Annotated in this window: 12 protein-coding genes; 5 read left to right on the top strand and 7 right to left on the bottom strand. The window is 54.0% G+C overall.

The annotated features are described in order from the left end of the window. Window positions 1-41: 41 nt before the first annotated feature. The 4 genes from ACFPMF_RS05845 to ACFPMF_RS05830 all read right to left on the bottom strand — a co-directional run bounded on the left by ACFPMF_RS05845 (window position 42) and on the right by ACFPMF_RS05830 (window position 3,037). Window positions 42-425, bottom strand: a complete 384-nt coding sequence (locus ACFPMF_RS05845) for an OmpH/Skp family outer membrane protein (RefSeq protein ID WP_379842072.1) — start codon at window positions 423-425, stop codon at window positions 42-44. A gap of 141 nt (window positions 426-566) precedes the next feature. After that, a complete protein-coding gene (locus ACFPMF_RS05840; RefSeq protein ID WP_379842070.1) occupies window positions 567-731 on the bottom strand; it encodes a lmo0937 family membrane protein in 165 nt (54 codons plus the stop codon). Between the two features lie 275 nt (window positions 732-1,006). After that, window positions 1,007-2,641: a chaperonin GroEL gene (groL, locus tag ACFPMF_RS05835; RefSeq protein ID WP_379842068.1), complete on the bottom strand. Its 1,635-nt coding sequence runs from the start codon at window positions 2,639-2,641 to the stop codon at window positions 1,007-1,009. A gap of 102 nt (window positions 2,642-2,743) precedes the next feature. Further along, on the bottom strand, window positions 2,744-3,037 hold the full coding sequence (locus tag ACFPMF_RS05830; protein WP_134034078.1) for a co-chaperone GroES: 294 nt from the start codon (window positions 3,035-3,037) through the stop codon (window positions 2,744-2,746). Window positions 3,038-3,347: 310 nt separating this feature from the next. Here ACFPMF_RS05830 and ACFPMF_RS05825 point away from each other — a divergent pair, with 310 nt between their 5' ends. Both ACFPMF_RS05825 and ACFPMF_RS05820 read left to right on the top strand, forming a co-directional pair. Further along, window positions 3,348-4,079 (top strand): hypothetical protein, encoded by a 732-nt coding sequence (locus ACFPMF_RS05825; protein WP_379842065.1) that lies wholly within the window; start codon window positions 3,348-3,350, stop codon window positions 4,077-4,079. Window positions 4,080-4,168: 89 nt separating this feature from the next. Continuing rightward, a complete protein-coding gene (locus tag ACFPMF_RS05820) occupies window positions 4,169-5,287 on the top strand; it encodes a DUF2911 domain-containing protein (RefSeq protein WP_379842063.1) in 1,119 nt (372 codons plus the stop codon). A 222-nt stretch (window positions 5,288-5,509) separates the two neighbouring features. Here ACFPMF_RS05820 and ACFPMF_RS05815 read toward each other — a convergent pair whose 3' ends face one another. From ACFPMF_RS05815 to ACFPMF_RS05805, 3 genes are all read right to left on the bottom strand, one after another. After that, window positions 5,510-6,379: a GNAT family N-acetyltransferase gene (locus tag ACFPMF_RS05815; protein WP_379842061.1), complete on the bottom strand. Its 870-nt coding sequence runs from the start codon at window positions 6,377-6,379 to the stop codon at window positions 5,510-5,512. Window positions 6,380-6,420: 41 nt separating this feature from the next. Continuing rightward, window positions 6,421-6,960 carry a cupin domain-containing protein gene (locus ACFPMF_RS05810; protein ID WP_379842059.1) on the bottom strand — a complete coding sequence of 180 codons (540 nt, stop codon included), beginning with the start codon at window positions 6,958-6,960 and terminating at the stop codon, window positions 6,421-6,423. Window positions 6,961-7,062: 102 nt separating this feature from the next. After that, window positions 7,063-8,238, bottom strand: coding sequence for a S8 family serine peptidase (locus tag ACFPMF_RS05805; protein ID WP_379842057.1), 1,176 nt, complete (start codon window positions 8,236-8,238; stop codon window positions 7,063-7,065). Between the two features lie 206 nt (window positions 8,239-8,444). Between ACFPMF_RS05805 and ACFPMF_RS05800 the strand changes: the two genes are divergently transcribed. The 3 genes from ACFPMF_RS05800 (at window position 8,445) to leuS (ending at window position 14,009) form a co-directional block, all read left to right on the top strand. After that, window positions 8,445-9,518, top strand: coding sequence for a plastocyanin/azurin family copper-binding protein (locus ACFPMF_RS05800; protein WP_379842055.1), 1,074 nt, complete (start codon window positions 8,445-8,447; stop codon window positions 9,516-9,518). A gap of 11 nt (window positions 9,519-9,529) precedes the next feature. Beyond that, window positions 9,530-11,053 (top strand): PQQ-dependent sugar dehydrogenase, encoded by a 1,524-nt coding sequence (locus tag ACFPMF_RS05795; protein WP_379842053.1) that lies wholly within the window; start codon window positions 9,530-9,532, stop codon window positions 11,051-11,053. Between the two features lie 142 nt (window positions 11,054-11,195). Next, window positions 11,196-14,009: a leucine--tRNA ligase gene (leuS, locus tag ACFPMF_RS05790; protein WP_379842051.1), complete on the top strand. Its 2,814-nt coding sequence runs from the start codon at window positions 11,196-11,198 to the stop codon at window positions 14,007-14,009. Window positions 14,010-14,025: the final 16 nt, after the last annotated feature.

Here is a 14,025-nt window from a genome sequence, read left to right as displayed (position 1 = left end):
CGCCCGAAGGTGTCCTTTTCATTCAATCAAGAGGGGTTGTATCAACTCCGGTATTGTTGTTCCAGTTGGCGAAGCCGGTCGCGCTGGCGGGAAGTAAGCACCGAAAGCAGGTCTTTCCGTTTCTGCTGGACTAGCTGGCGGTATTCCCGGCGGTCGTTTCGTTCGGCCCGGGTCAGGCCCCGGCGTTCGTACCGCTCCTGAATCGTTCTGATTTCGCGTTTTTGCCGATTGGTGAGCCTCAACTCGTTCTGCCAGCGTTCCAGTTTATTTTCGAGGGGAACTTCCCGAATACCGGGACCGGGGTTGTCGTACCGGCCATACCGGTCATTCCGGCGATCGTATCGATCATGGGTCGTCGTTTTTTGGGTCGTACAGCCTCCAATCAGTAATCCCAGGGCTGCCACACCGATCATTATCGTTTTCATGTCGTATTGATTGCTAATGATGAATGGCTCTTGGATCGCTTTCGGCGGCAATGGTTTAATCGAAACCCCAAAGGATGCAAATGCAAAAGCCTCCGGAAACTCCGGAGGCTTTTCTGTATACTTTGAGTTGACTGCGTCAGTCTACACGACCCGGTCGCCCCGAATTAATCGTAAAATGATGGCAATCACGGCAATCACCAGTAAGACATGAATGATATTACCCATCCCAAAACTACTAAAGCCTAACAGTCCGACTAACCAGAGGATGATCAAGATCACCGCAATGACATAAAGCAAATTTCCCATGACGTTTCCTTGTTTTGGTGAATGAAACTTGTGTATAGCCATTTCAGGAGAAAAATGTGTGCCAAAGACGAGAAAGGCGGTTTTTAGGCTTAAAATCACCTTTTTTAGAATCGGGTTGTACCGAAAACTGGCACAGTACAGTGTTGATCTGGGGAATTTTATACACACCGGGCAGACCCGGTTTGCATCCAGGACGGAAAGGCACTCACTGCCCGTAACAACAAAAACCCCCGACCACGGGCCGGGGGTTCTGTAAGGTTGACCAGGACGACAGATTACATCATGCCGCCCATGCCGCCCGGATGGCCGTGGCCACCACCAGCTGCCGGAGCTTCTTCCGGTTCGTCGGCTACCACACATTCGGTGGTCAGCAACAGACCGGCGATTGAAGCCGCGTTTTCCAGCGCCAGGCGGGTTACTTTCGTCGGGTCGATAATACCGACACCGATCAGGTTTTCGAACTTGTCTTCGCGGGCGTTGTAACCAAAGTCCGCTTCGCCTTCTTTTACTTTGTTCACGATCACCGAACCTTCGCCACCGGCGTTGGCTACGATCGTCCGCAGCGGAGATTCCAGGGCAACCCGAATGATCTGCACCCCGGTTTTCTCGTCTTCGTTGATGGTGTTAACGCTCTCCAGCGATTTGATCGCCCGGATCAGGGCAACGCCACCACCGGCCACGATACCTTCTTCAACGGCAGCGCGGGTTGCGTGCAGGGCATCGTCAACGCGGTCTTTCTTCTCTTTCATTTCTACTTCCGTCGCGGCACCGATGTACAGGATGGCAACACCACCTGACAATTTGGCCAGACGCTCCTGGAGTTTCTCCCGGTCGTAGTCCGACGTCGTGTTTTCGATCTGCGATTTGATCTGGTTAACGCGACCCGTAATGTCTTCTTTCTGTCCAACACCGTTAACAACAGTTGTGTTGTCTTTGTCGATGATGATTTTTTCAGCCTGACCCAGGAATTCGATCGAGGTGTTTTCCAGTTTGAAACCACGCTCTTCACTGATTACCTGTCCGCCCGTCAGGATGGCGATATCTTCCAGCATGGCTTTCCGACGATCCCCAAAGCCCGGAGCTTTAACGGCCGCTACTTTCAGCGCACCCCGGATTTTGTTCACCACCAGCGTTGCCAGGGCTTCTCCGTCAACGTCTTCTGCGATGATCAGCAGCGGACGGCCCGTTTGAGCCACCTGCTCCAGCACCGGCAGCAGTTCTTTCATCGACGAAACTTTTTTCTCCGAGATCAGGATGAACGGACGCTCCAGTTCAGCTTCCATTTTCTCGGTGTTGGTTACGAAGTACGGTGACAGGTAACCCCGGTCGAACTGCATCCCTTCCACGGTTTTTACTTCCGTTTCCGTTCCGCGGGCTTCTTCTACCGTGATAACGCCTTCTTTGCCTACTTTCTCCATCGCGTCGGCAATCATGTTACCGATTTCTTCGTCGCTGTTGGCCGAGATCGTTGCAACCTGAGCGATTTCTTTCGACGTTTCGATGGCACGAGACTGCTCTTTCAGGTTATTGACAACCACGGTAACGGCCTTGTCGATACCGCGTTTCAGATCCATCGGATTCGCACCGGCAGCCACGTTTTTCACCCCGATCGAGTAGATCGCCTGGGCCAGAACCGTCGCCGTCGTCGTACCGTCACCGGCCGAGTCAGCGGTTTTGGAAGCTACTTCTTTCACCAATTGAGCGCCCATGTTTTCCATGGCGTCTTTCAGTTCAATCTCTTTAGCTACCGTCACACCGTCTTTGGTGATGGCCGGTGAGCCGAATTTTTTATCCAGGATAACGTTCCGACCTTTTGGGCCCAGCGTTACTTTTACCGCATCCGCCAGCGTATCAACGCCCTTCTTGATTTTATCGCGGGCTTCCGTGTCAAAAAATATTTTCTTAGCCATTTTTAAAAGGTAATTAATGAGTTAACGTAATTGGAGTAAACGAATTAACGGCCAGCCGGTTATGGTCTTAGTCGTAAGCGCAAAACCGTCTGAAGCTAATTTTTAGATAATGGCAAAAATGTCAGACTCACGCATGATGAGGTATTCTTTGCCTTCTACGGTGATTTCGGTGCCGGCGTATTTGCCATACAACACCGTGTCGCCTACCTGAACGGTCAGGGGCTCATCTTTTTTACCCGTACCCACGGCCACAATGGTTCCGCGCTGGGGTTTTTCTTTCGCCGTATCGGGGATGATGATACCAAATGCGGTTTTTTCTTCAGCAGGAGCTGGTTCAACCAGCACCCGGTCAGCCAACGGTCTTACGTTTACTTTACTTTCCGTTACTGCTTCCATAATGGGCTTGTGTTTTAGTAGTTTAAATTGTGTTGTGCTTGATAAGGGTTCGACTCCCACGGCAAACCGTCGGAACGGCGGGCTGTTTGAGCCGAACTGACGTGTCGATTTTTGGCATTTATTGTGCCAGAACGGTTTTTGCTGACAAGACTGACAAAATTTCCGGTTTTTAGCGTCATTTTGGTAATCAGCCGCTTAGCATGCATCGGTTTTGGCTGACGAAAAAAAACGCCAAATACAATTTGGCAGATTCTATTTTTTCGGTAACTTACTTAGCAACAACATCCACCATTCTTCCGAATTCGTACCAATGAAAAAACTTCAGAACGATTGGTTGACGCACGGGCTGCTTGATTTGGAATACAAAAAGTTTGTCGTTCTGGCATATCTTCAAACTGTTCAGCGTCGTTTTTCTGCCAAGAAACTGTACCCGGATCTGACGGAGTTGCGCGATCATTATGAGAATGGCCTCCGTTTTCGGAGCCGCAAAGGTAGTCTTTCTGCCTCGTTTCCCAAGGATGTTACCGGAATTGATCCTGAAACTCTTACGGTGCGGTACCGGCCCCGGCAGCAGGATGAAAATTACATGGCCGAAATCGACTCCATTATCAATTTTGCCCTGCCCCGCTTTGGGCAGGCTCTGACGAATGGGCAGGAAATGGCCGACGAACTGGCCACCAACCTGACCCTGACACCGATCGGAATGTTGCCGCTGCGTCGGGATGAAGGCTATCTGTTTCTGCATTGGACCTGTCATTCGCAGACCCACATCTATTATTATAACCTGACCTGGGCGAAACTGGGGCTACCCGGTTTAACTTTTCAGACCACTCCAACCCAACCCATCCGGACGCGCTACCTTGATTCGGTTCGGAAAGGCGTTGGGACGACCTACGAAACGCTAAAGCTGGAGCTGATCCGCCGGCGGCCGTTTCTGCCCAATCCGGCAACCTTCATGGTGGAATCAAAACGACGTCTGCCGCTGGAAGAAACCCTGCTGCCGATCGCCGAGCGACTCGTCGAGCGGGAAGTGCAGGAATAAATCAGTTTTCTGGTTAAATCCCCCAAAGTGGGGGATTTAAGCCCTTCCTTCGTTTCTTTAATTTGGGAATTCACTTTATCAACATTCCCATGAAACGACTGGCTACTTTTCTCTTTGTAGGATTTCTCACGGTTTCGACCCGGGTATCGGCGCAGCAATTAACCGCCATTCCCGACGGCGGCAACAAAAAGGCTTCCGTTTCGGAGCAGATCGGACTAACTACGATCTCTATTCGCTACAGCCGCCCCGGGGTAAAAGGCCGCGAGGGCAAAGTCTGGGGTACGCCGGTGGCGCACTACGGACTGGTAGACCCCGGTTTTGGTAGCAGCAAGGCCGCCCCCTGGCGGGCCGGAGCCAACGAAAATACCGTCATCTCCTTTTCCACCGATGTCAACGTGGAAGGCAAAGGCCTGGCCGCCGGAACGTACGGGTTGCATATGCTGCTGGGTGAAACCGAAACCACGGTTATTTTCTCCAGAAACGCCACGTCCTGGGGTAGCTTTTTCTACGAACCGGCGGAGGATGCCTTGCGGGTCGTTGTGAAAAACCGGTCGCTCGACCAAAGCGTTGAATGGCTGAAATACGAATTCATCGACCAGACCGACCACTCCGCGACGGTGGCCTTGCTGTGGGAAAAACGAATGATTCCGTTCCGGGTCGAAGCCGACGTCAATACCATTCAGGTGGCTTCTTTTAAGAACGAGTTGCGGAATTCACAGGGCTTTACCTGGCAGTCCTTCGTGCAGGCGGCCACGTTCTGCGTCCAGCACAAAACCCATCTCGATCAGGCGCTGGTCTGGGCGGATCAGGCGGTGAACCTCCCCTTTGTCGGCCAGAAGAACTTCCAGACCCTCAGCACGAAGGCGGTCGTCCTGGTGGCGCTCAACAAACCGGCGGAAGCCGACGCGGTGATGAAAGAAGCGGTTCCGTTGGGTAACATGAACGAGTTGCACCAGTATGCCCGCACGCTGCTCCAGCAAAAACGGACGAAAGAAGCCTTCGAGGTGTTCAAAGTCAATTACGACAAGAATCCGAACCAGTTTACCACCAACGTAGGCATGGGACGGGGTTTGTCGGCGCTGGGCGATTTCAGAAAGGCGCTGCCGTATCTGAAAGCTGCCCTGCCGCTAGCGCCCAACGAGCTGAATAAAAACAGCGTAGCGGCAATGATCAAAAAGCTGGAAGAAGGGAAAGATGCGAATAGTTAGGAAAGGATGGGATGTTACACAGGGTTAATCAGAGGACCTCAGAGAAAATCAGGGGACGGCTTTGATCAGCCCTGTGTAACAACACGTTGGGTACGTTTTTTTTATCCCGATCATCACCAGTTACAGGGTGCTGCCGATAAGACTTTTTTCATAGCATGCTTTACGTCGACGCTACAAAATTCGGTCGTTGTCCAGCCAATTGGCTAAAAGAGATAGTTTTTGTCAGGCCAGCGGCAACCGGAAATAATCCTGCCCCATCTGGACGGTGAAACCGGATTTCAGGTACAGCTTCAGCGCGGCCTCGTTGCCCGAATCAACTTCAATACGAATGGCTTTGGCGCGCGCATCGCGCTGCAATAGAGCCAGGGTCTGCAACAGAATCGCTTTGCCGAGTCCGTTTCCCTGCCATTCCGGGCAAACGCCCAGCCCGATAATCCAGGCGTCGTCCTGCACAAAATTGACCGCCACGATTCCGACCGGTTTTTCCTGCCGGACGGCCACATACTGTGTCAGGTGGGGCGAGGTAATGGAGGTTTCCAGAATCTGACGGGCTTCCTGGGGCGTTCCGCCAAAAATCGAGTGGCTGACTTCCGTCAATGATTCCAGATCGGCCAGTGTGGCTTCAACCAGCCGGACGGCTTCCGACGAAACCGGCGGTTTTGCGGAAGGGGAGGGTTGCCACAAAAGCTGATACTCCGTATGGGCGTGGGTGGCCCCGAGTCGCTGCACAAACGCCTGACCGGCAAAGGATGCCTGTTCGGTAATCAGAAGCAGGTGCTGGTAGTTGTACTTCCGGGCTTCTTCCTTGGCCACGTCGAGCAGCAACGAAAAACAACCTTTCCGCCGGGCCTTGGGCAGCGTGTAACCGCCGAATTCGATTTGGGTTGTGGTGGGGGCGAAGGCGGATAAAACGGCGATCAATACGTGCTGGTCGTACAACAGAAACCAGTGGCGCATTGACGGATAAAAATTCATGGTTTTGTCCCAGTGAATGAATCCTTGCAATCCATCGGCGGTTTTGCAGCTAATTTCGAGGGCTTGAGCGGCTAAATACTGTTCCTGGGTTAGCGCAGATAGGGAGAGAATTTTCATGCAGCAAACATACGGGAAAAACCGAAAAGCCAGACTTTCGCTCAGTCCGTATACGGTTTTAATTCCTTCTCATACCGTCCGTCGTCCAGGGCCCGTTGGGCCAGCCAGGCCATCGGGCGTTGCAGCAGGCTGAAAAGTCCCGGAACATTGGTGTCCGATAATCGGATGAGCGTACCCATGTGCCACAGCTTTTTGGGCATGCCGGATTTCGTCATCAGGCCGTCGGCGGCCAGCCCATACGCGATCTTCAGGGTATGTTCAAAACCGACATGACCGGGATCGATCGTAACCCGGAATTTGGCCGGTTCGGCACTGGCATTGAAAAACCGGTGCAGTGAACCCGCCGGGGCCGTGGCGGTTTCGCCGGGTTTAAGCTGTCGTACCAGTTTGCCAACCTGAATCGAGACGATGCCTTCCAGACACTCAAACTGTTCGGCCATGGTTTTGTGAAAATGCAGGCCATTGCCGCCACCGGGTTTCAATTCAACATCAATGATGGTTGCCGAACCGCCGGGTTCGTGGGCAAATTTCGTAAAATGAACGGTGTCGCCAATCAGCGGGTTTTCAAAGGTTCGTTTCATGATTGCTTCGTTGTGTTGTTTACGAAGCAAAAGTAGCCCGCCGGTTCCCAACGAACCTACGCAACCCGGATTCTGATGGCCGCGAAACGGATTTTCAGACCGCTATTCACCGGCCCTGGGATCGGCATCACCGTCCGGGTCGCCCGTGACAAAACCGTTGGTCGGCAGGTGGTTCCCGCGAATGAGCAACAAACCGGCTACGTGCGGTGAGGCCATCGAGGTGCCCGACATCGTTGCGTATTTCCCATTGAGATACGTAGACGTGATGCGAACGCCGTACGCGCAGGCATCCACCGTAGTAGGCCCGTAATTGGAGAATGTCGCGAATTTCCCGGTTTGATCCATGGCCGAAACCGTGAACACATTCGGATGGTTGATGTTGGCCGGGGTGTATTTTTCGGCGGATTCGCCTTCGTTTCCGGCCGCAATGGCGAACAGGATTCCTTTGTCGGCGGCCTGTTTGATGATCCGCTCGAGCGTCGGAGAAGTCCCTTCGCCACCAATGCTGATGTTGACCACATCCCCGGCTTTGCCATTCTGGGAAACGTAGGAAACCGCCTGCACGAGCGCCGATAGTTTGCCTTCGCCTTCGTTGTCTAGCACCCGGAGTGCCACAAGCGTCGCGCCCGACGCCACACCCGTTACGCCAATCGGGTTGTTGAGCGCGCCGATAATACCGGCAATGTGCGTACCGTGACCGTTTTCGTCATCGGCGGTTTTGCCGGTAATAAACGATTGACTGCGGTTTTTATCCACCTTCAGATCGGGATGGTCGAAGTCGATCCCGGTATCGAGCACCCAGGCGGTTTTGCCGGCGTTGAGGTCGCCCCGTCCGTACCCGGTTTGCTTCACATTCCAGGTCAGCGTGGAGGTGACGGTTACATCGACACAACTGCAGAGTGAGATCGTCCGGTCGGGTTCAACGAATTCGACCGCCGGGTCGGCCTTCAGTTGTTCGGCTTCGGCCGCGCTTATATGGGCCAGAAAGCCGGTTTTTTCGCCGGAAAACAGTACTTGTGCGTCCGGATCGTTCAGACTGTGCCGGGTTAGTAATTGCCGGACGGCCACACCGGCCCGCGCCCTGGGTGCCACCGACAGGTCAGGATCCGGTTTGTACGTTATAAGGTATGAATTGGCAATGGCCTGACCGTTCGTCAGCGACGATTTGACCAGACAGTCGCCCGTGGGACCAATGTCCTGCTGATCGGACTGGCAACCGACGAATAGCGAAAAAATAGTGACATGGATAGAACAAGTCGATAAAAATGACCACCGCATACGAGTTTACTGCTAAGAAAGCCGGGAAATGAAAAAGTAGCGGTAGATCGATACAATTCAGGGAGTTACCACAAAAAGAACTACTTAATAAACGAAGGGGAATGCCGAAAATTGCCCGGATCGCCGGGCGTGGTTCGGGAAGAAGGGCGTGGGCTAAAAAAGTAGAAAAAGCCGTAATTTTGCTTTTTTCGCTATAATTTGCCTGCATGAAAAATTTAGTAATCACAGGGCTGCTTATAGCTCTGTGCGGTCTGAAAGGATCGATCTCTTTTGCCCAGGATACCACCTTGACGATTCGAGCCCTTGAAGGCTTAAAGTACGATGTTCCCCGCCTGATTGTGCGCCCCGGTACCCGGATTCACCTGACGCTGGACAATTACGACGACATGGCGCACAACCTGGTCGTCACCCTGCCCAACTCCCGTTTACGGGTCGTCAACACCTCGCTCGCGCTGGGCGATCAGGCCGTGAAACTCAATTATGTACCCCGCACGCCGGATGTGGTGGCCTATACGCCGGTGGTCGAACCCGGGAAGTCCGAGAAAATCAGTTTCAAGCTCGAACAGGAGGGAATTTATTCCTACGTCTGCACCTATCCCGGTCACGGTTTTGTCATGTACGGGGTTATCTATGTCACCCGAAGACCGGCCATGGTGCCACCGTTGGACAAAGATCCGAACGTGGCCGCTAACCGGAAAGACGACACGGCGGGCCACGCTCATCACGCGCCGGACCATCCGTATGAATTGAAATATCCGGCCATATACCGCACCTTCATGCCCGATTCGGGGCCCGCGTCGATCGCGGTCGGACTGACGCCCCAAACCGCTTACTGCTGGGATGCCGGAGCTTGTCGGCTGCGCTACGCCTGGACAGGCGGTTTTATCGACCAGACTGACCATTGGGACGGCAACGGCAAGAAACCGACGCACGTGATCGGGGATGTATATTTCCGCGACCGGGGCGGTTTCCCGATCCGGTTCGGAACGGCCGACCGACTGCCTGAAGTAAAGTTCAAGGGCTATAAACTCATTAATCGCTACCCGGAATTCCGGTACCTGGTCAATGGGGTGGAAGTCCGGGAGATGATCAAACCGCTCGCAACGGGCAAGGGGCTGGTGCGGCATTTCAGTCTGGGTCCGGTGGCCGGGCCGGTTTATGTTGCCTGTAAACCGGGTGATGGGGTGACATACCGCCCGTCCGTTGGCAAAATTCAGGACGGCATGCTGCGGCTGCCCGTAGGAACCAAGAGCTTTACGATAACCATGATTGCTGAATAATGAAGCATACAATGAATAGTGTTGAATATACGTGTCGGGATATATCCCTGATTGCGGTTTTTCTCTTTTTTCTGGCGTTGCCGGGATGGGCAAAACCACTTTTTCCTGCCGATACGATCACGGATTATTACGAGGTGGAAACGATTCAGATGCCGAAAGGGCTGACGGCCGAAACAGACGGTTTGGCGGTGATGCCCGACGGACGGATTGTGGCCGGTTTTCACCGGGGGGAAATCATGATCTATACCCCCAAAACCAAAACCTGGAAACTCTTTGCCGAGGGCATTCACGATCCGCTGGGCATTATGGCGATCAGCAACTCGGAAATTCTGGTGATGCAACGCCCTGAGCTAACGCGTATTAAAGACACCAACGGCGACGGGGTGGCCGATGAATACCTGACGGTGACGGATGATTTCGGACTCTCCGGAAACTATCACGAATTTGCGTTCGGCCCCGTCAAAGATAAAAAAGGAAACCTCTACATCGCCCTGAACTGCGCGTCGAACGGTGCGGGTATTTTTCCGGAAGTACGCGGCAAACTCGATACGCTGGGTCGTCCGGGCCGGATGTATTCGGCGGTGCCGTACCGGGGCTGGATCATGAAACTGACGCCCGACGGGAAATTACATCCGTACGCCAGCGGTTTTCGCTCACCCAACAGCATCGGGTTTGATGCTAACGGGAATCTGTTTGCGGCTGATAATCAGGGTGATTGGTTAGGGACGAGCAAGTTATACCACGTGCAGGAAGGAAAGCACTACGGCCATCCGGCGAGCCTGCTCTGGAAAGAAGGGTTTCCGCGTATTACGCCGATCAAGTTGCCGGTGAAAATGCTGGACAGTCTGCGGACGGTCGAAAGTGTGGCGTTTCCGCACAGCCGGATTGCCAACTCGCCCACGCAGCCGTTGCTGGACGATACCGGTGGCAAGTTCGGGCCGTTTGCCGGAAAAATGCTGATCGGCGAAATGGATCACCCGTATCTGATCCGGCTCATGCTCGAGACGGTCGATGGGCAGATTCAGGGAGCGTGTGCGCCGTTTCTGGCCGGAACCGGTTTACGACGGGGCAACAACCGGCTGGCGTTTGCCCCCGACGGCAGTTTGTGGCTCGGCCAGACTGACCACGGCTGGGCGGGTGCCCGGGGGATGCAGCGCGTGCGTTGGAAAGGCAAAACGCCCCTCGAACTGGCCGATATGAAACTGACATCGACCGGTTTTACACTGACCTTCACGCAACCGCTCGATGCGGCCACGGCCCAGCAACTCACGAATTATCAATTCCAGCGGTATTACTATGAATACCACGAAGCCTATGGGTCGAAGCAGTTTGACAAGCAGCCGGTGGCGGTGACGAAGGCCGAGCTATCGCCCGACGGGAAAACCGTCACGCTGAAACTGGCCGAACTGAAAGCCGGTTACATCTACGAACTGGAGATGGGTAAACTCCGCTCGACGATGCAGCAGAACCTCATGGGCCGGCTGGTTTGCTACACGCTCAACCGACTTCAGCGAAATACGCAGGCGAATCCGTAAGAAAATCCTACTTTTGTGAAGGGAGTTGTTACACAGGGTTAATCAAAGAATATCAGAGATTATCAGGGGAAAACTCTGATCAACCCTGGTGTCCTCTGGTTAACCCTGTGTAACAGCACATTTAATAAAAGCATTAGCTCCAATGTCTGAATACAACCACAAGAAGATTGAAGAAAGCTGGCGGGCGTTCTGGGAAAAGAACCAGACCTACCGCACCACGAACGACGCTTCCAAACCGAAATATTATATCCTCGACATGTTTCCGTATCCGTCGGGGGCCGGTTTGCACGTCGGGCACCCGCTGGGCTACATCGCTTCCGATATTGTGACGCGTTACAAACGGTTGAAAGGCTTCAATGTCCTGCACCCGATGGGCTTCGACTCGTTTGGGCTGCCCGCCGAGCAGTATGCCATTCAGACCGGCCAGCACCCGGCCATTACGACCGAACAGAACATTGCCCGCTACATCGAGCAATTGAAAAATATTGGCTTCAGCTACGACTGGAGCCGGGAAGTCCGCACGTCCGATCCGAAATTTTACAAGTGGACGCAGTGGATTTTCATGGAATTGTTCCGCAGTTGGTACAACAGGGAAACCGACCAGGCCGAACCGATTGAAACGCTGATTGCCAAATTTGAAGCGAATGGTACGAGCGGGATTCAGGCCGTGGCCGACGAAGATGCGTCAAGGTTTACCGCCGACGAATGGAACGCCAAATCGGAACGCGAGCAGTACGAAATTACGCTGAAATACCGCCTGACCTACGTGGCCGACGCCGTGGTGAACTGGTGTGCGGCTCTGGGCACGGTTCTGGCCAACGACGAAGTGAAAGACGGTGTGTCGGAGCGGGGCGGTTATCCGGTCGAGCAGAAACTGATGCGTCAGTGGATGATGCGCATTACGGCCTACGCCGACCGTCTGCTGACGGGGCTGGATACCGTCGACTGGTCGGAATCGCTGAAGGAACAGCAACGCAACTGGATCGGTAAATCGACGGGTGCGGAGGTGAGTTTTCAGATTGAACACCGTGTAGAACGCATCAAAGTCTTTACAACGCGGCTGGATACCATTTTCGGCGTGTCGTTTATGGTGCTGGCGCCGGAGCACGACCTGGTGCCGGAACTGACCACACTCGAGCAGAAAGCCGCCGTGGATGCCTACGTGACGGCGGCTAAAATGCGGTCGGAGCGCGACCGGATGGCCGATGCCAAAACCGTATCGGGTGTGTTTACGGGCAGCTACTGCATCAACCCGTTCAACGGCGAGCGCGTGCCTATTTACCTGGCCGACTACGTGCTGGCGGGCTACGGAACCGGGGCCGTCATGGCCGTGCCGTCGGGCGATCAGCGCGACTGGGCGTTTGCCAAACACTTCGACTTGCCGATCATTCCGATTCTGGACGCCCAGAAGGAGATTGAGAAACAGGCGGATAATACGAAAGAAGGTCGTTACATCAACTCCGGTCTTGTCAACGGTTTGACGTATTCCGAAGCCATGCCGGTATTGGTGCAGTTTCTGGAAGAACGCGGAATTGGGAAGGCCAAGATCAATTACCGGATGCGCGATGCAGTTTTCAGCCGCCAGCGATATTGGGGTGAACCGGTGCCGGTCTACTTCAAGGACGGTTTGCCGTATTTGCTGGAGGAAGCCGAATTGCCGCTGGAATTGCCATCGGTGGATAAATACCTGCCGACCGAAACCGGCGAACCGCCCCTGGCCCGCGCCGAAGACTGGAAATATAAAGGACAGTACGAATATGAATTAAGCACGATGCCCGGCTGGGCGGGGTCAAGCTGGTACTGGTACCGCTACATGGACCCGCAGAACGAAGGGGAATTTGCGGATAAAACCGCCATCGACTACTGGCGCAGTGTGGATTTGTACGTCGGCGGTTCCGAACACGCCACGGGCCACCTGCTCTACAGCCGGTTCTGGAACAAATTCCTGAAAGACCGGGGCTACGTGCCGGAGGAAGAACCGTTCAAAAAGCTGGTGAACCAGGGTATGATTCTGGGCCGGTCGAATTTTGTGTACCGGGTGAAAGACTCGGTAGGTGAGGGGAAAACGCCGGTTTTTGTGTCGAGTGGGTTGAAAAATCAGTATGACGTGACGCCTTTGCACGTTGACGTAAACATTGTCGAAAATGACGTGCTGGACGTGGAAGCCTTCCGGAAAACGCGTCCGGATTACGCAGAAAATGCTGAGTTTATTACCGAGCTAGATGGCAAATACATCTGCGGGGTTGAAATCGAGAAAATGTCGAAATCGAAGTTCAACGTGGTCAATCCCGACACGATTGTGGAACGCTACGGCGCCGACACCCTGCGGTTGTACGAGATGTTCCTCGGCCCGCTGACCGATGCCAAACCGTGGAATACCAACGGTATCGACGGCGTGTACCGCTTCCTGAAAAAGTTCTGGCGGCTTTTCTACGAAGAACCGACCGAAAACCGCCCGGGCCGCTGGCTGGTGACGGATGACAAACCGACGCCCGCCGAACTGAAAATCCTGCACAAAACCATCCGGAAGGTGGCAGAAGACATTGAGAACCTGTCGTTCAACACCTCGGTGAGTGCGTTCATGGTCTGCGTCAACGAACTGTCGGCGCTGAAGTGCAACAAGAAGGCGGTTTTGCAGGATCTGGTGGTCATTCTGGCGCCGTTTGCACCCCACATCACCGAAGAACTCTGGGCGGCTCTGGGCAACGAACCGGGTTCGTTGAGCTACGCCGAATTCCCGGTTTTCAATCCGGCTTTTCTGGTGGAAGATACCATCGAGTACCCGATTCAGATCAACGGCAAAGTGCGCACGACGCTGGCATTCCCGGCGGATGCGGCCCCGAAAGCTATTGAAAACGAGATCCTGGCGAACGAGGTGGTGCAGAAGTGGCTGGAAGGAAAAACGCCGAAAAAAGTAGTGGTGGTGCCGAAGCGGATTGTAAACGTCGTCGTTTAATCCGGCGGGTTACGAC

This window comes from Larkinella bovis (assembly GCF_042655385.1).
Lineage (GTDB): Bacteria > Bacteroidota > Bacteroidia > Cytophagales > Spirosomataceae > Larkinella > Larkinella bovis.
The sequence above is the reverse complement of the archived record's forward strand: the minus strand, read 5'-3'. Positions and strand labels throughout refer to the sequence as shown.